The sequence below is a fragment of the Bacillus sp. FSL K6-0042 genome, from assembly GCF_038006685.1.
GTDB lineage: Bacteria > Bacillota > Bacilli > Bacillales > Bacillaceae_G > Bacillus_A > Bacillus_A pseudomycoides.
The window spans coordinates 4,303,938-4,321,163 of record NZ_JBBOVS010000001.1 but is presented as its reverse complement, the minus strand read 5'-3'; the positions used below and the strand labels follow the sequence as shown (position 1 = coordinate 4,321,163).

The 17,226-nt window shown below is 37.3% G+C and carries 20 protein-coding genes; 4 read left to right on the top strand and 16 right to left on the bottom strand.

The annotated features are described in order from the left end of the window. Positions 1 to 60: 60 nt before the first annotated feature. The 3 genes from lepA to gpr all read right to left on the bottom strand — a co-directional run bounded on the left by lepA (position 61) and on the right by gpr (position 3,561). Positions 61 to 1,884, bottom strand: coding sequence for an elongation factor 4 (gene lepA / locus MHH45_RS22165; protein WP_016116380.1), 1,824 nt, complete (start codon positions 1,882 to 1,884; stop codon positions 61 to 63). Between the two features lie 200 nt (positions 1,885 to 2,084). After that, on the bottom strand, positions 2,085 to 2,438 hold the full coding sequence (locus MHH45_RS22160; protein WP_016116381.1) for a DUF3679 domain-containing protein: 354 nt from the start codon (positions 2,436 to 2,438) through the stop codon (positions 2,085 to 2,087). A 19-nt stretch (positions 2,439 to 2,457) separates the two neighbouring features. Beyond that, positions 2,458 to 3,561: a GPR endopeptidase gene (gene gpr / locus MHH45_RS22155; protein ID WP_016116382.1), complete on the bottom strand. Its 1,104-nt coding sequence runs from the start codon at positions 3,559 to 3,561 to the stop codon at positions 2,458 to 2,460. A 181-nt stretch (positions 3,562 to 3,742) separates the two neighbouring features. On the opposite strand from gpr, the gene rpsT reads away from it, so the two are divergent. Beyond that, positions 3,743 to 4,000 carry a 30S ribosomal protein S20 gene (gene rpsT / locus MHH45_RS22150; RefSeq protein ID WP_001274011.1) on the top strand — a complete coding sequence of 86 codons (258 nt, stop codon included), beginning with the start codon at positions 3,743 to 3,745 and terminating at the stop codon, positions 3,998 to 4,000. Between the two features lie 202 nt (positions 4,001 to 4,202). Here the strand turns inward: rpsT and holA are convergent, their stop codons facing one another. After that, positions 4,203 to 5,216, bottom strand: a complete 1,014-nt coding sequence (gene holA, locus MHH45_RS22145) for a DNA polymerase III subunit delta (RefSeq protein ID WP_016116383.1) — start codon at positions 5,214 to 5,216, stop codon at positions 4,203 to 4,205. Positions 5,217 to 5,726: 510 nt separating this feature from the next. Between holA and MHH45_RS22140 the strand changes: the two genes are divergently transcribed. After that, positions 5,727 to 5,861 (top strand): YqzM family protein, encoded by a 135-nt coding sequence (locus MHH45_RS22140; RefSeq protein WP_001001652.1) that lies wholly within the window; start codon positions 5,727 to 5,729, stop codon positions 5,859 to 5,861. 33 nt (positions 5,862 to 5,894) lie between these two features. Here MHH45_RS22140 and MHH45_RS22135 read toward each other — a convergent pair whose 3' ends face one another. The 3 genes from MHH45_RS22135 to MHH45_RS22125 form a co-directional block, all read right to left on the bottom strand. Then, positions 5,895 to 8,219 (bottom strand): DNA internalization-related competence protein ComEC/Rec2, encoded by a 2,325-nt coding sequence (locus MHH45_RS22135; protein WP_016116384.1) that lies wholly within the window; start codon positions 8,217 to 8,219, stop codon positions 5,895 to 5,897. Positions 8,220 to 8,393: 174 nt separating this feature from the next. Further along, positions 8,394 to 8,951 carry a ComE operon protein 2 gene (locus MHH45_RS22130; protein ID WP_016116385.1) on the bottom strand — a complete coding sequence of 186 codons (558 nt, stop codon included), beginning with the start codon at positions 8,949 to 8,951 and terminating at the stop codon, positions 8,394 to 8,396. A gap of 64 nt (positions 8,952 to 9,015) precedes the next feature. After that, complete coding sequence (locus MHH45_RS22125; protein WP_016116386.1) at positions 9,016 to 9,615, bottom strand: helix-hairpin-helix domain-containing protein; 600 nt, start codon at positions 9,613 to 9,615, stop codon at positions 9,016 to 9,018. Between the two features lie 82 nt (positions 9,616 to 9,697). On the opposite strand from MHH45_RS22125, the gene comER reads away from it, so the two are divergent. After that, complete coding sequence (gene comER / locus MHH45_RS22120; protein ID WP_016116387.1) at positions 9,698 to 10,525, top strand: late competence protein ComER; 828 nt, start codon at positions 9,698 to 9,700, stop codon at positions 10,523 to 10,525. A gap of 172 nt (positions 10,526 to 10,697) precedes the next feature. Here comER and MHH45_RS22115 read toward each other — a convergent pair whose 3' ends face one another. The 8 genes from MHH45_RS22115 to MHH45_RS22080 all read right to left on the bottom strand — a co-directional run bounded on the left by MHH45_RS22115 (position 10,698) and on the right by MHH45_RS22080 (position 15,867). After that, entirely contained in the window at positions 10,698 to 11,447 is a 750-nt protein-coding gene (locus tag MHH45_RS22115; RefSeq protein ID WP_016132052.1) for a class I SAM-dependent DNA methyltransferase, read from the bottom strand. Continuing rightward, the gene (gene rsfS / locus MHH45_RS22110) at positions 11,444 to 11,800 is read right to left on the bottom strand and encodes a ribosome silencing factor (protein ID WP_016116389.1); all 357 of its coding nucleotides are present in this window, start codon (positions 11,798 to 11,800) and stop codon (positions 11,444 to 11,446) included. The genes MHH45_RS22115 and rsfS overlap by 4 nt, the downstream gene beginning before the upstream one ends. Beyond that, positions 11,797 to 12,366 (bottom strand): bis(5'-nucleosyl)-tetraphosphatase (symmetrical) YqeK, encoded by a 570-nt coding sequence (gene yqeK, locus MHH45_RS22105; protein ID WP_016116390.1) that lies wholly within the window; start codon positions 12,364 to 12,366, stop codon positions 11,797 to 11,799. Before yqeK ends, rsfS begins: the two co-directional genes overlap by 4 nt. Next, positions 12,356 to 12,925 carry a nicotinate-nucleotide adenylyltransferase gene (locus MHH45_RS22100; protein ID WP_016116391.1) on the bottom strand — a complete coding sequence of 190 codons (570 nt, stop codon included), beginning with the start codon at positions 12,923 to 12,925 and terminating at the stop codon, positions 12,356 to 12,358. Before MHH45_RS22100 ends, yqeK begins: the two co-directional genes overlap by 11 nt. A 175-nt stretch (positions 12,926 to 13,100) precedes the next feature. Continuing rightward, a complete protein-coding gene (yhbY, locus tag MHH45_RS22095; protein ID WP_003200592.1) occupies positions 13,101 to 13,391 on the bottom strand; it encodes a ribosome assembly RNA-binding protein YhbY in 291 nt (96 codons plus the stop codon). A gap of 4 nt (positions 13,392 to 13,395) precedes the next feature. Then, positions 13,396 to 14,229, bottom strand: coding sequence for a shikimate dehydrogenase (gene aroE / locus MHH45_RS22090; protein ID WP_016116392.1), 834 nt, complete (start codon positions 14,227 to 14,229; stop codon positions 13,396 to 13,398). 15 nt (positions 14,230 to 14,244) lie between these two features. Continuing rightward, positions 14,245 to 15,351 carry a ribosome biogenesis GTPase YqeH gene (gene yqeH / locus MHH45_RS22085; protein ID WP_003200588.1) on the bottom strand — a complete coding sequence of 369 codons (1,107 nt, stop codon included), beginning with the start codon at positions 15,349 to 15,351 and terminating at the stop codon, positions 14,245 to 14,247. 3 nt (positions 15,352 to 15,354) lie between these two features. Beyond that, positions 15,355 to 15,867, bottom strand: a complete 513-nt coding sequence (locus MHH45_RS22080; RefSeq protein ID WP_016116393.1) for a YqeG family HAD IIIA-type phosphatase — start codon at positions 15,865 to 15,867, stop codon at positions 15,355 to 15,357. A 243-nt stretch (positions 15,868 to 16,110) separates the two neighbouring features. On the opposite strand from MHH45_RS22080, the gene MHH45_RS22075 reads away from it, so the two are divergent. Further along, complete coding sequence (locus MHH45_RS22075) at positions 16,111 to 16,266, top strand: sporulation histidine kinase inhibitor Sda (protein WP_000850094.1); 156 nt, start codon at positions 16,111 to 16,113, stop codon at positions 16,264 to 16,266. A 148-nt stretch (positions 16,267 to 16,414) separates the two neighbouring features. Here the strand turns inward: MHH45_RS22075 and MHH45_RS22070 are convergent, their stop codons facing one another. Continuing rightward, positions 16,415 to 17,212 carry a phosphatidylserine decarboxylase gene (locus MHH45_RS22070; protein WP_016116394.1) on the bottom strand — a complete coding sequence of 266 codons (798 nt, stop codon included), beginning with the start codon at positions 17,210 to 17,212 and terminating at the stop codon, positions 16,415 to 16,417. Positions 17,213 to 17,226: the final 14 nt, after the last annotated feature.

The window sequence follows — 17,226 nt, the reverse complement described above, 5'->3', positions numbered from 1 at the left end:
AGATGTCTAAAAAAGTAATCCTACGTACAAAAAGAAGCCGCACAAACGGCTTCTTTTTTATTAGTTATCGTCCATTTTCAATACAGCCATGAATGCTTCTTGTGGCACTTCTACAGAACCAACAGACTTCATACGTTTTTTACCTTCTTTTTGTTTATCAAGAAGTTTACGTTTACGAGAAATGTCACCACCATAACATTTTGCAAGTACGTTTTTACGCATCGCTTTAATTGTAGAACGCGCTACAACTTTATTCCCAATTGTCGCTTGAATTGGTACTTCAAACTGTTGTCTTGGAATTAATTCTTTTAATTTTTCTACAATTACTTTACCACGATCATAAGCTGAATCGCGATGTACAATGAATGATAAAGCATCAACTTGTTCATTATTTAATAAAATATCCATCTTCACAAGTCTAGACGGTTTGTAACCGATTAACTCGTAATCAAATGACGCATACCCTTTCGTATTAGACTTCAATTGATCAAAGAAGTCGTATACGATTTCAGAAAGTGGGATCTCATATGTTAACGTAACACGTGTTTCATCTAAGTATTGCATATCAAGGAATGCACCACGTTTCCCTTGGCAAATTTCCATTACAGCCCCAACGTAATCATTCGGAACCATAATCGTTGCTTTTACAAACGGTTCCTCCACACGATCGATCGTTTGAGGATCTGGCATGTTAGATGGATTATCAACAATCAAATCTTCCCCATTCGTTAAATACACTTTGTAAATAACGCTTGGCGCCGTTGTAATTAAGTCAATCTTGAATTCGCGTTCAATACGTTCTTGAATAATTTCCATGTGAAGTAAACCTAAGAATCCACAGCGGAAACCGAATCCTAATGCTTGAGATGTTTCTGGCTCAAATTCAAGAGCAGAATCATTCAATTCAAGTTTTTCTAATGCATCACGTAAATCGTTATAACGTGCAGAATCGATTGGATATAAACCACAGAATACCATTGGGTTTAATTTACGATAACCTGGTAATGGTTCTGCTGCTGGACGTTTCGCATGTGTGATTGTATCACCAACGCGTGTGTCTCCTACATTTTTAATAGATGCCGCTAAGAATCCTACATCACCTACTGCTAACTCTTCACGCTGTGTTGTTTTCGGTGTGAATACACCTACTTCTGTTACCTCAAATTCTTTACCAGTTGCCATCATACGTACTTTATCGCCAACTTTCACTGTACCGCTCACAACACGGATATACGCAATTACACCGCGATATGGGTCATATAAAGAGTCAAAAATCATACATTGAAGCGGCCCTTCTGGGTCACCTTCTGGAGCTGGTACTTTTTCAACGATTTGTTCTAAAATATCTTCAATCCCAATGCCAGCCTTTGCGGAAGCAAGTACAGCTTCTGACGCATCTAAACCAATTACATCTTCTACCTCTTGACGAACGCGCTCTGGGTCAGCACTTGGCAAATCGATTTTATTAATAACCGGTAAAATTTCTAAATTATTATCAAGTGCTAAATATACGTTTGCTAACGTTTGCGCTTCAATGCCTTGCGCTGCATCAACAACAAGGATAGCACCTTCACAAGCCGCTAAACTACGAGATACTTCGTACGTAAAGTCGACATGTCCCGGTGTATCGATTAAGTGAAGAGTATATTCTTCACCGTTTTTTGCTGTATACATTAATTGTACTGCATTTAATTTAATTGTAATACCACGCTCACGCTCTAAATCCATAGAGTCAAGTAATTGAGCTTTCATTTCGCGCTGTGTTAACGCGTTTGTTTTCTCCAAAATACGGTCTGCTAACGTTGATTTTCCGTGATCAATGTGAGCAATGATGGAAAAGTTACGAATGTTAGACTGCCTCTTTGCTCTTTCTTCTTTATTCATCTATGTTCTCAACTCCTAATAGTCTCGCCAATATACACTAGCACTGATTATATCAATAGAGCAGCAAAGATTCAATGAAAACTCGTGCTGCTTATAAGACAAATCTTCCTCTCTTTATCTTATGCGAGCAGATCAAACGAGACAAACCTTTTTATAACAAAAAAAATGGCTGTCTTACAAAATGATAAGACAACCTCTTTTTATTCTCCCAATTGGCTAAAAATATCTTTTATTTTCCCAATTACTATATCTGTACTAAACTTAGCGATACTTCGAGCAAATTCTGCGATTCCCATTCCCAGTCCTTCTACAACATTAAAACTTCTGAGACTTTCTAACTGTTTTTGTTTTTCACTTGCTGAAAATGTATCTCCTAAAATTTCCAAATTAACATTTTCACTTCCAGTTCCCGTCATTCGTGCAACTTGTTCATATGTTGGCTGCCGATAGCCTTTCATGCTTTTTAAGCCATGATTAACGATTCCAATTCCGATTAGCATCACAAACAAAAACAGAATAACGCAGCACACACATTGAAGCGTAAATCTCCTCAACTACTTTCGCCTCTTCTCATCAATGCGTATATGCACCTGTATTATCTTGATCAATTTGATGATGAAGTGCAGCATTTAAACCGCTCGCTATTACATTTGCCATATCTTCAATAAATGCATCTACTTCTTTCGGCGTCACCATTAAATTATGACCAAGAGGAGCTAATACTTCGTAAATTAATTTTCGTTTTTCTTCATCTTCCAATGTGCCCACTGCCCCTAAAAACATATTACGGCTTTTTTCATCCGGCATATCTTCCTCTGTTAGTTTCTTCTTTTCTCCAAATGTAAAACCTGCTGGCAATAAAGATCGAGACGGCTTATCTCCTTCTCTCATTTCACGTCCAAAATGTTTTAGGATAAAATCAATTGTATCGCTCGTAATGGAAACAGCATCTACAACCGTCGGAACACCGATAGCAATCACAGGAATTCCTAGCGTTTCTTTACTTAGTTCTTTTCGTTTATTTCCTACACCAGATCCAGGATGAATTCCCGTATCTGAAATCTGTATCGTACTGTTTACTCGTTCAATAGACCTTGCAGCAAGCGCATCGATAGCGATAACAAAATCCGGCCTTGTTTTTTCAATAATACCGTAAATGACGTCACTTGTTTCAATCCCTGTAATCCCCATTACACCTGGACGAATTGCACTAACTGGGCGATACCCTTCCTCTACACTTTCAGGTTGTAATTTAAAAAGATGACGTGTCACAAGCACATTCTCTACAACAATCGGACCAAGTGCATCTGGTGTGACATTCCAATTCCCTAGTCCTACAATTAAACAGCTTGCTTCTTTGGTTATTCCAATTTCTCCTAGTAAGTACGAGAATTCTTTTGCAAAAATACGTTCCACTTTTTGCTGAAGTTCCGTATCTTGCTGACGGATCCCTTGCACTTCAAGCGTTAAATAATTCCCTGCTTTTTTACCCATCGATTCAGAAGCACTTTCATCGATTATCACTTTCGTAATCGTAATCCCTTCTTCTTCACGCTCTTTTACAACAACACCTTCGATTCCCGTTTGTTTTTGCTGACGTTCTTGTAACATTTGATGCGCTTCTACTGCAAGGTCTGTCCTAACGCTATATTTACTTAAATCTAATGGTTCTTTCATCGTATCTCCTCCGCATTTAATAGTAAATATCGTTAGATTTCCCAAAATTATATAAGGTCATTCTTTCCCTTACATGAAATTTCATTGATCTCGCTATTGCAATTCTCTTCTCCGTTTGATAAAATATCACTTGTTCTATGTAAGTATCGAGTCACTCGATCGCACCAGGGAGGTGAAAAGTATGGCAAACATTAAATCTGCTATCAAACGCGCTAAACTTAGCGAAGAGCGTCGTGCACATAACGCTTCTATCAAGTCTGACATGCGTTCAGCTGTTAAAACTGTAGAAGCTTTAGTTACTAATAACGATCTTGAAAATGCTAAAGAAGCTTTCAAAACTGCTTCTAAAAAACTTGACAAAGCAGCTCGTAAAGGTCTTATCCACCAAAACGCTGCAGCTCGTCAAAAATCTCGCTTAGCGAAACAAGTAAACGCGTAAGGCGTTTAAAAAACGATCCATTTGGATCGTTTTTTTATATACAAAAAAGTTCATGCAGCAAATGACATGAACTTTTTTATTTTATCCAGCTATAGCAACTAGAATCTCCGGCCATTTCACCCTCTCGATTGAAGCCAAAAACACTTCTCGGCGGGGGGCTCCAATAACCTGTGATTCTGAGCGAACTGCCTCCACTTTTATTTTATCCAATATGATTTAAACGCATTAAGAAAAACTCTAAGACAAGCTTCTTATCCATTTTCCCCGTTTTCATACTATAATCAGCTTCAGCTAACTCTAAAATAACTTTTTTCAATTCTTCAAACGAGAAAAATTTCGTTTGATTCATCGCCAACTTTACTCGGTACGGGTGAACACCAATATGCGAAGCAATTTGATTTTGGCCATATCCACGTTGCTGTAATTCCTTCACTTGATGCAGCAAACGAAATTGACTCACTAATAACGCCAATAATTTAATTGGTTCCTCTTGTTGCGTAAATAGTCCATCTAGAATTAGCATAGCCCCAGCGATATCTTTTTTCACTACCTTTTCTGTTAACGCAAACACATTTTGTTCAACCGATTTTGGTACCAGTTCCGCTACAAGCCCTGTTGTAATTTCTCCACCCATACCAACATAAAGGGTCAACTTGTCCATTTCCTTTGCTAACATCGTTACATTGCTTCCTACAAGCTCTAATAGCAAATTAACAGCTACTTCCTCAATATGCACATGCACTTCATCTGCACGGGCCACAATCCATTTACGAACGTCCTGTACTTGCATCGCATTGGCTTCTACTACATCTGCTGTTTTCTTTAATAATTTTGTGATTTTTTTCCGCTCATCTAGTTTTTCATAAGGTGCTACAAATACAACAATCGAAAATGGAGATGGCTCTGCAACATAATCCTCTAAAACCTTTATATTTTGTTCTAGTTTTTCTTTTTGTGATGTTAAAAACAATGGGGATTTAACGAGTAATATTTTACGTTCTCCAAAAAAAGGAAGCGTCCGTGCATCTTCTATTACATCTTCTAAATACGCTTCTTCTAAGTCATACGTTACAACATTAAACTCACGATCTTCTTCAGCTAGCGCTTCAGTTGTTATAAGCTTTATTGTTTCATTTATAAAATAAGCTTCCGTTCCATATATTAAATAAAGTGGTACAAACTGTTTTTTTTTAATCTTCTTATGTATATCACTCATGCTTTTTTCCTACTCCCTAATTTGGCAATATATCTCTATACTAATGCGGTATCTTTTGTTTTACAAGTACAAAGGAACAGGTTTAAACTAACCCGTCCCTTTATCTATATAAAACGCCACGCAATAAGTCCCGGGATTCTTATTGGTGTGCGGTAACCACTTTACTGTTATTATTCGCAACTGCCGGATAAGTATAATTGTTAACTGTTAACATGCATGGAAATCAAATTTCCATCTTCTTTTCACATAAGATTTATCGCCTACTTCTACACACATATTCTCTATCTCCTCCGCTACTTACGTGCAGTAAGACCCTCATCTCAAAATTCAGCGAAAACAAAAAAGTCAGGTATGGGATCAATGGCCCGTAAAAACTCGATTGGTGGGGGCTAATCATCAGTGGAAGAGAAAACCCACTGATTAAACTTCCACTTTATCTTCATATGGAAATTGTAGATTTTTTTCTGACAATATTTTATACTAAAATGGAATGTTGGGGAGGGATTCTAAATGAATGAATTTGAGCAAAACGTTCAAAGTAAACGCAATGACGCTATTGATTCAGGGGTAGGTTTTATCGTCTCATTTGGTTTTTTCGCAACACTTTTCATTATTGCAACAATCATTAAATTTATTGGTTCTTAAAGGCTGCTGCTTGCGGCCTTCTTTTTTTCCACTTCACCTTTTCTGTGCTTCATCATATGTTAGTTTACTTTGAAACGTTCCTCTTTCACCTTCAAAAACATAGGAAATAGCTCCTTGCTTGTCTGTTCGCCATATTTCAATGTCAAGTTCTAACAAACGCGCTAGCACTTGCTGATGTGGATGACCGTATCGATTATGCTCTCCAGCTGAAATAATTGCCTTTTGGGGCTGAATCAGCTGTAAAAAGGCATATGAGGACGAAGTCTTACTACCATGGTGCCCAGCCTTTAAAATATCCGCTCGTAACTCTGGGTACTGCTCTACAATTCGCCGCTCACCTTTCTCTTCTAGATCTCCAGTAAACAGCCATGTAACTCCACCTAACTTTGCCCATAACACAATAGACGAATCGTTATCCCCTTTCTCTCCTCCATCTGGTGATAGTACAGTAAATATCGCTTCATCTACTTGCCATCTGTCCCCTTCTCCTACAATGTTTATCCTTATATTTTTTTCCTTTGCAATTTGTTTCAATTCTTTTTCGAGCACAGCATCTTCTCGCTTCTTCCCAAATACGATTTCCCCTACAGTAATAGAGGATAACAATTCTTTAGCTGCCCCCATATGATCTGTATCTCCATGCGTCACAATCAACTTATCAATTTTCCGAATACCCTCTTTTTGCAAAAATGGAAGGAGAATATCGTATCCAACAGAAAATTCATGTTTTTTCTTTTGCCATGCTTCTTTTTTCACAGAAATCGTTCCTCCTGTATCAATGAGATAGACCCCCTTTTCATACGGAAGGCGAATCAAGATCGCATCTCCTTGTCCAACATCAATAAAAGTCACACTTCCGCTAGTACGGAAATAGGGCGAAACATACTGACAAATACACATAAACAGGAAAAACCCAACAGTCAGGAATAAAAACTTTTTTCTAACCACTCTTTCCCACACAATAAATATACTAACGATACTAAAACAATATAAAACTATAAGAAATAAAGGCGTTTGGCCAAAGGTAAAGCGAAGAAACGGGAGATTTTCACAGTACTGAAGGATATCATTAGAAATTGTTAAACATACTGATAACATTTGTGCGAGCCATTTCGCTACGAAAGGTACAAATAGTATACACGCAAAAATTACAATACTACACGGTAACACAACAAAAGATAGAAGCGGGACATATAGAAGGTTGAGGAAAATACTATATGGAGAAAAATAACCAAAATGATATAACAAAATAGGAGTACTAGCAAGTTGTGAAATAACAGAAAGATAGATTGTGTTTTGAATCAGACCATTATCATGCTGTAATAGTCGACTTGCTGACAGTAATAACGCAAAACTACCAACAAACGAAAATTGAAATCCAATATCAAAAGCCATATAAGGGTCATATAAAAGCATCAATATAGCCGTCATACTAAGCGCATCTAAGCTCGAAACACGGATAGAATGCATTAGTGCTAGCAACAACATAACACCCGTTACGGAAGCTCTCATGACAGATGGAGATGCCCCAGCCAAAAACATATAAATTGGAATACAAACAACGAGACATATTGTTGTCATTTCCCTGGTTATCCCAGCCCTAAGCAGAACAAAGTAGCCAATCGCCATTAACAGCACAATATGCGAGCCTGAAATTGCCAATAGATGGATAAGACCAAACTGTTGGTATTGTTCTTCTACCTCAAATGTCATCAGTTGCCGATCTCCAAACAACAACGCATTCATAAACGCTCCGGATTGCCCGGGAAACATTTCTGCGACTATCGACACCGCATTTTGACGTAATAAAAAGACCCACTGTGTAAACGTCAAAGATTTTTGGATGCAATTTGAAATCTCTTTTGCTTCAAATAAAAAGTGAATCTTTTGCTTATGTAAGTAGTCACGATAGTCGAACTCGTGAAAATTCCGTGCTTCTGACGGCACTTTCATTTCTCCTTGAAATGTACAACTCATACCAGCATGTAATTTCTGCAACTGTTCTTTTTGTTTAACTGATTGAATTTTGTACATCAATTGCAACGTATCTCTATCATTGACCTCCATTTGAAAAGAGAGTCGATCACCATTTATAAGGGGTGTAGTTTGAATCACACCTTCTGTTATTTCAAAGTCTAACCCTTTTGAATGCTGATTTTTCCATTCAACATATGAGGTATAGAGGAAGCTACCAGCACATGCCAGTATGCAAAAAAAGAGGATTCGACGTGAAGTACGATATATACAAAATAGAATATAACAACAAAATAAACCAATATACAACAATTTAAAGGAGGAACAGGCAATCGCAATCCCAATAACAAACGAGATTGCAATATAGCCACATTGTCCACGCAACTTATACTCACCCCTTATGGCGTATGTTCAAAAAATCCAGGAAAGATATCTTTCACATTTCTTCGTCTGCTTCGCCAATCCGGCACTCATGTAGTTCCATCTACACTCCGCACTCTCCTGACTTCCGCGCCTCGAAATGCCCGGCTCTCTTTATCCTCCTTTTTGAACACGCACTTACAGTATCTCTTTTGCTCTAGCGAATACTTGTTGTAATTCATTCATTGTTAAATCATCTTTTTCTAAAGATGAAAACAGTTCTTTTAATTGCAAATGACGTTCTTGTTGCTCTAACGATGTAATATCATATTCTAACGGAACATGTTTCACAGTGACATTTGCTTGTTCGAATAGTTCCACAGCATACGGGTGATTTTTATAGTCTTGTGCGTAATAAACAGCTGTAATACCACTTTGAATAATGGCTTTACAACATTGTAAACAAGGAAAGTGTGTAACATAAATCTCCGCACCTTCTGTTTTCGCACCAAATTTTGCACATTGCAACAGTGCATTCATTTCAGCATGAATTGTACGAACACAATGATTATCAATGATATAACACCCATCATCTATACAATGCACACCACCTGTGATTGAACCGTTATATCCACCCGCAATAATTCGCTTATCGCGGACAATTGTCGCTCCTACTGCAAGCCTTGTACACGTACTACGTAGTGATAATAAGTGACTTTGCGTCATAAAATATTGATCCCAAGAAATTCGTTCCATATCTTTTCACCTACTTTTTCATCTACTTGTAGTGTAGCGAAAAAAGAAAAAGTTCGTCAATCCTTTATGGAATAATTATTTTATCTTTTATTTTTTCAAGCGATTTCTCTCCAATGCCATCTACCTCCAATAAATCTTCCATTTTTTGAAACGGCCCGTGTTCTTCTCGATATTTCAAAATATTTTCTGCTTTCCGAGGCCCAATTCCCGTTATTTTTTCGAGTTGCTCTTTTGAAGCAACATTAATTTGAATTTTCTCCTCCTGCCGCCCTGAAGGTATATTAGCTCCTTGAACTTGCTCTCCTTTTTTCGGAACATAGAGTAACATTTGATCTTGCATAAGCTGCGCTAAGTTCACTTTTCCCATATCCGCTTCAGGTAAAAAACCACCCGCTTTTTCAATCCCGTCTTTCACGCGTGCACCCGCTCCTACCTCATATACACCTTCGCGATGCACAGCACCTTTTATATCAATCATAATTGTTTTTTTCCGTTCATTTGATTCTGCTACTTTCAATTTACCTTTTCTCTCTTCACTCTTCACATTTGTATCAAGTTTCACGGTCGGTTGCACAGCTTGTTGCTTCGTCTGCCACATAAACAGTATAAATACGACGGCAACAGTCCCTAATAAAGCGAGCCACCTCTTTTGAAAATTCTGCATAATTTTAATACCTCCAATTCATAAATTCACAACATGGTTCATATTGTTTAGGAGAAAGATGTTACGAAGGAGGGATGAAACATTGAACATAGGAATTATAGGGACAGGAAACATGGGGAATATACTAATCGATGCATTTTTAGAAACCCGTGCTGTCAAACCTTCGTGCCTTACTATTATTAATCGTACGCCTGCCAAAGCATATCATATAAAAGAGAAGTATCCTTCTGTTCATATAGCAAAGACAGTGCAAGAGGTAATTGAACGTTCAGAGCTTATTTTTATTTGCGTTAAACCTTTAGACATCTATCCAATTTTAAAAAAACACACTGCCCACTTTACTGATGAAAAATGTTTAATTTCTATTACAAGCCCCATATCAGCAGCTCAATTAGAACAGGTTGTATCTTGTCACGTTGCACGTATTATTCCGAGCATTACAAACCGCGCATTCTCTGGCGCCTCACTATTCACATTCGGGAAAAACTGTTCGAAAGAATGGGAACAAAAGTTACTTCGTTTGTTTAAAAATATTTCTACACCTATTGTGATTGGAGAAAATATTACACGAGTTTCATCTGACATTGCAAGCTGCGGACCTGCATTCTTCAGCTACTTACTACAATGTTTCATTGATGCTGCTGTGGATAAAACAAATATTACTCATGAAGAAGCAACTACTTTAGCAAGTGAAATGATTATCGGGATGGGGAAATTACTAGAAAAAGAAATTTTCACATTACCAACTCTACAAGAGAAAGTATGTGTAAAAGGCGGTGTTACAGGAGAAGGCATTCGTATTTTAGAGGATCACGTCGGAGATATGTTCCATAAATTATTCGAGCGGACACATGAAAAATACGATGAAGATTTAGAAGGCGTTGAACAACAATTTAATAAGCACACGTAAATAATACGCCACAATGATACAGAATCCTCTTAAAAATCCTTCTCTTTTTCTCATCCTATTTTTTATCAAACACTTATTTTTAGATTTTATAGGTATTACTTTTCTACTTTTCTATAAATAAAACATTGTATTCTAAACAAAACAAAAGCAACCTAATCGGTTGCTTTTGTTTTTATCCATTTTTTTTCGCCATAAAAAAGATACGTTCCGTTTGTTCAGTTACTTCCATTCGTTCAAAATCACCCGTTACACGAAGCACTGTAAATCCAGATTCTTCAAGCCATTTTGTTAACAATTCAACTGAATAGGCACGTTGCATATGACATTCATCAAAGCGGTGATATACACCTTCCTCTGGATCCTGTACAAAGAATGACAAGTCATGTTCTACACTATCTGATTCTTCGCCAGGGAAGCAGTTCCAAATGAGAGCTATCTCTTCCCCATTGACTGTGTACGTTTCATTTTGAAAGACATGATAAATTTTATATAAAGAGTGTACATCAAATAAGAACAGACCTTCTTGACGCAGATGGTGAAATACTCGTCTGAATGTTTCTTGTATCCCCTCTTCTTGCAATACATAATTTAATGAATCACAAAAGATTGTCACACAATCAAATTCACCAGGAACATCCAGTTCTCTCATATCCTGTTGATAAAAAGGAATAAAATACCCTTCTCCCCCTAGCTTTTGCTGGGCAACTGTTAGCATTTCTTCTGAAAGATCGACACCAATCATGTCATAACCTTTTCGCACAAGCGGAAGTGTTACATTCCCAGTCCCGCACGCTACATCAAGAATCTTCGCCTCTTTCATGCCTGCCTGCTGTAAGCTTTCCTCTGTGAATTCTACCCATTTATCATATGGGACATCATTCATGAGTTCATCATACAACAATGCAAATTGCTCATATCTCATTGGCTTAACTCTTCTGTAATATCTTCACGTGGCACATCGCCCCATAGACGCTCTAAATTATAATGATCACGCTCATCTTTATGGAATACATGCGCAACTACATCACCAAGGTCCACTAAAACCCAACGCGCTTCATCGAAGCCTTCCATACGTTGTACGTCGATTTGGAATTCATGTGCCTTCGCTTTAATTTCACGTGCAATTGCTTGTACTTGCTTATCAGAATTCCCATGACAAATAATAAAATAATCTGCAATTGGTGAAATTCCTTGCATGTTTAGTACAACCATATCTTCTGCTCTTTTATCATCAGCTGCTTTTGCTGCTAATACTAATAACTCTTTATCTTTCATTCAGTAATTTCCTCCTTCAGGACCGCATTGTATGTTTGAAATGTTAACGGATAGATCGTTTGATCCTTTTCCATTAAAAATTGAATCGTACGTTTTAATGCAAATAATAAAGCTTTATTTATATCTTCCTGTGCTAATTTCCGTGCTTCTTCCACACCTGGAAATTTGCGTCCAGGTTCAATATAATCTGCCACATAAATAACTTTATCAAGCATTGTCATCTCTTCATGACCGCTTGTGTGATATGTAATAGCTTGCAGAATTTCAGAGTCCGTAATGCCGACTTCTTTTTCTACTAAGTATGCCCCAACTGGTGCATGCCATAACTCTTTGTTGTAGTGAAGTAAATCTTTTGGCAACTCTTCCTGCTTAATAATGTCTTCCATCTCTTGAATCGATCTACATTTTGCATAATCATGAAATATAGCAGCCATTTCTGCTTTTTTCTCATCCACGCCATATAGCTTAGCAAGTTCAATTGCCGTTTCCATTACACCAATTGTATGTATATAACGTTTTTCATGCATTTGTTGTTTTACAATCTCAAGTGCTTTCTCACGATTCATACAACCCATTCCTCTCGATATATACCTGTACTTGTTCTGGAAGCAAATATTTGCACGTTTTCTTCTCTTTATATCTCTCACGTAACAAGGAAGACGAAACAGCAAATTCCGGAATTTCTACTGTGACGATTGCATAAGGTGTATTTAATGTATACCCCGGTCTTGCAACTCCAACAAAAGTTACAAGTTGAAGTAATTTCTCGATGTTATACCATTTTGGTAAATACTCCACCATATCTCCGCCAATAATAAAATGAAACTGCGCGTCCGGATGCTTCTTAGTTAATTGTAACATAGTGTCATATGTATAGGATGGACCTTCTCTTCTTAACTCTTCTAAACAAACCGAGAAATACTCCTCTTGCCCAATTGCTAACTCTAACATGTTCAATCGATTTTCTACACTTGTAATACTACGATCTTGTTTATGAGGTGGAATTTGATTCGGCAAAAACCATATTTCATCAAGCGCGAGTGCATCATATACCTCATTTGCAATCAGCAAATGTCCATAATGAGGCGGATCAAACGTGCCGCCAATGATTCCGATTTTTTTCAAATGAAACGCCCCCTTTAATTCACAAGCAGTAATCTTTCCGAAACAACATGCGGAGAGATTACTGCCTGTAAAAGCTCAATTGGTCTAAACCCTATTAGCAAGAACGAATCTCGAACATAGCAAGCATATGCTATGGAAACGACCTATACACATCCTGAGCACAGTAAACTTGCTATTATGGAAGTTTGATTTGTTTATTTTCTCTTGATTCTTTATATAAAACAATTGTGCTTCCAATTACTTGGACAATTTCAGCTCTCGCACCTTTAGCCAACTCTTCTGCAACTTCACGACGATCAAATTCACAGTTTTGTAGTACGCTCACTTTGAATAACTCACGAGCTTCTAACGCCTCTGCAATTTGTTTTACCATATTTTCATTTACGCCACCTTTTCCAACTTGAAAAATCGGTGTTAAGTGATGTGCTTTTGCACGTAAAAATCTTTTTTGTTTTCCTGTTAACATATAGTTAGCCTCCAAGCTTTCTCATTACTAATTGTTTCATTTTTTCGATATTCGGCATACGTCCTGTCCACATTTCAAATGCAAGTGCTCCTTGATAAACAAACATATCTATTCCATTCTGCACGATTGCTCCTTTAGCTTTTGCATCTTGCAGAAGCTTTGTCTCAAATGGATTATAAATAATATCCGAGACAATCGTCCCTTGTTTCAAAGATCGAATTTGCAACGGTGTATTTTGGATATGCGGATGCATTCCTATCGTTGTTGTATGAATGATAATATCATAATTCCCTTGTTCTTCAGTTGCTTGCTCTAATGAAAGAGCTTGCGATGTAATCTTTGCTTGGCATCCAGAGAGAAGATGATTTGCCTTTTCCACTGTTCGATTGGCAATATCAATTTCCTTTACACCTGCGTCTGCAAGCGAAAAATAGATAGCACGGCACGCTCCACCTGCACCGAGTAATAAAATACGCTTTTGATAAAGCGGCTCTTTACTAATCGATTGTAATGAACGAACATAACCAATTCCATCTGTATTATAACCAATTAGTTTTCCATCTCTATGAACTACCGTATTCACAGCACCAATTTGCTTTGCTAACGGATCAATTTCATCCAAGTATTTCATAATTGAAACTTTATGTGGAGTCGTGACATTAAATCCTGAAACTCCTAACGCCTTTAACCCTTTCACTGCTTCCCCTAATGTTTCTTCTTCTACAAGAAACGCATGATAATGAGCATCTATATTCAAGTGTTCAAATGCATCGTTATGCATGAGCGGTGACAATGAATGTCCAATTGGATTCCCGATTACACCATATAATTGTTTCATAAATCCCTCTCCATATTAAATTAAAGATTTACGTAATGAAACACTAACTCCTTTTGGTACATGAGCAACGATTTTTGCACCTGGCTCATTTACAGTCACCCATCCTAATCCAGAGAATACAACATCTGTTTTTGGCTCACGAATATTAAATTCATATTTCACAAGCCCAGGCATATTTTCTAGTTCTTCTGGAGTTGGTGGATTTAATAACTCCCCAGCATGTTTTTCATACAATTCATCTGCTTTTTCAAGTTTTGTACGATGAATTGGTAGACGATTTGATAAATGACAAGTGAACGCACGACGACCACCACTAATATAATCAAAACGTGCTAATCCCCCGAAGAATAATGTTTGTTCTTCGTTTAATTGGAATACCATTGGCTTAATTTCCTTCGTTGGTGTAATAAGCTTTAAGCTTTGCTTTCCAACGTAATGTGCCATTTGGTGGTGATTAATAATACCTGGTGTATCATATAAAGAAGATGTTTCATCTAACGGAATGTCAATTAAATCAAGTGTTGTTCCTGGAAAATGAGACGTTGTAATCACATTCTCAGTTTCTTCACTAAATTCTTTAATCATGCGATTAATAAATGTAGATTTCCCAACATTTGTACACCCTACAACGTATACATCCTTACCACCGCGGTACTGTTCAATCGCCTCAGCAAGCTCGCGAATACCTTGTCCTTTTGCTGCACTAATTAAAAAGACATCTTCTGGTTTTAGGCCCAGTTGCTTTGCACTATAACGCATCCAATGTTTTACTTTATCATGCTTTACTGACTTTGGAATTAAATCCGATTTGTTTCCAACAAGCAATACTTTGTTGTTCCCTACAAAACGATGTAAGCCTGGTAACCAACTACCATTGAAGTCAAAAATATCTACAATTTTGACAACAAGTGCATCTGATTGTCCAATTCCATTTAAAATACGCAAGAAATCATCATCTGTTAAAGACACATCTTGAATTTCATTATAGTTCTTTAAACGGAAACAACGTTGACAAATCACTTGTTCTTTTTCTAAAGATGAAGTTGGTGCATATCCAACTCCATTTTTATTTTCTGTTTGAATTTCTACACCGCAACCAATACATTTAATTGTTTCAGTCAAACTTTATTCCTCCCAGTTAATTAAACCTTTTTTCTTCATATTGCTCATAATTCTTCGTTCAATTTTTCGATTAAAGCGCGTTACTAGTCCATCTGTTTGTGCCACTGGCACGACTAAAATTGTATATAAACCAACGCGATTCCCGCCTAATACATCCGTTAACAATTGGTCCCCAATAACAACTACTTCATCCGCTTTTAAATTCATTTCTTGTATCGCACGTTTAAAAGCACGAACAAATGGTTTACGTGCACTATGGATAAAAGGAATGCCAAGTGGATCTGCAAAATCCTTTACACGTTGCTCATTATTATTTGAAACGACCGTTACTTGAATGCCTTGCTCTTTCATGTTTAAAAACCATTGCTCAAGCTTAGGCGTTGCATTCGGGCGATCCCATTCAATTAAAGTATTATCTAAATCAGTAATAATACCTTTGATCCCGCGCTTTTTTAAATCTTCCGGTTGAACATGATATACGTTTTTTACGTATTCATTAGGTAAAAATAATTTCAATTTCTTTCACCTCTTTGAGGAGTTTTCTTAAAATTTTTCGACAACATTTTTCGATAGCGAGCTTGTGGATAACATTGTACACATTTTCCACACTAATATTTCAGTTAATTCGAAATTTATCAACAATTCATACACACCTTATCCACGGTGATATGTGGATAACTAGTCGTTTGTGACTATCATAATTTTTTGATACAGTAGATGCAACAAAGAACCTATCCTTATTATCGGAGGTGACTCACCTTGAAAACGAAACATATGGAACAGTTATCTACTGAGTTACTCACTGAGTCTTATTATAAAGCAAAAGAACTAAAATTAAATCCTGACTTCATTTTACTTATAAAACAAGAAATCATCCGGCGATCATTAGAGGACAAGCTTGTCAAATCGTCTTGAGTACATATAGATTACTGCTTCGCCTGTAAAAAGAGCCATCCTCAAGATGGCTCTTTTATAAAATGAAACTTCCATCCGTGGGAACTTTTCACTCATCCCATAAGCCCATCTAACTTCTTGGTGCCCTCACAAGTTTGTGATAAAACTTTTACTGCCCGTTACCATTAGATAAGCGCGTTGCGATTTTTTCACCAACGCGAAGTTCTTGGCCACTCGTTAATGTTGAAACAACTTCAACCATTCCTTTTTCAAACAGTAAAACGACCGTTGAACCAAATGTAAAGTATGCCATCTCTTCACCTTTTTGAACAGTGTTTCTTTCATGAAGAAGCTCAATACTATTTACAAACATAGCTCCTACTTTTACAAGCGCCATATGTTGCCCTTCACTATCGACCTCTGTGACAGAACGATAATTCTTTGACAATGGCTCTTTTCCATATTTCATTCCTGCTGCGTTTACTGGATATGATTTTCTCCCAAGTACAAATCTCTCTGTCACAGCACCTGAGAGCGGGCTATGAATGCGATGATAATGACTTGGACTTAAATAAATAACCATATATGTACCGCCGGCATAGCGTCTTGCTCGCTCTTCATTACCTAGCATATCCACAAGCGAATACCGCTTGCCCTTAATATCAAATGTTTTCGTTTCTTCAATAGGGCCATGATCAGCAGATACCCCATCAACAGGACTAACAATACTTGATGCCTCTGCATCTATTTCTCGTTTTCCTTCTTTCAACTTACGTGTAAATAATTCATGCAGCGTCTGGTATTCCTTTAAATCCTTCTCCATCTCATCCTGATTCAATTGAAATGCTTTTGCATAAGACGAAATAATAATGGAACTTAAGCGAGACTGTGCAAATTTACGTAATATATAAGAAGTAAAACGCCCGTTTGTAAGTTCGATCATGAGTCGATATAATGTACGTCGCAAACCGCGAAACCTCC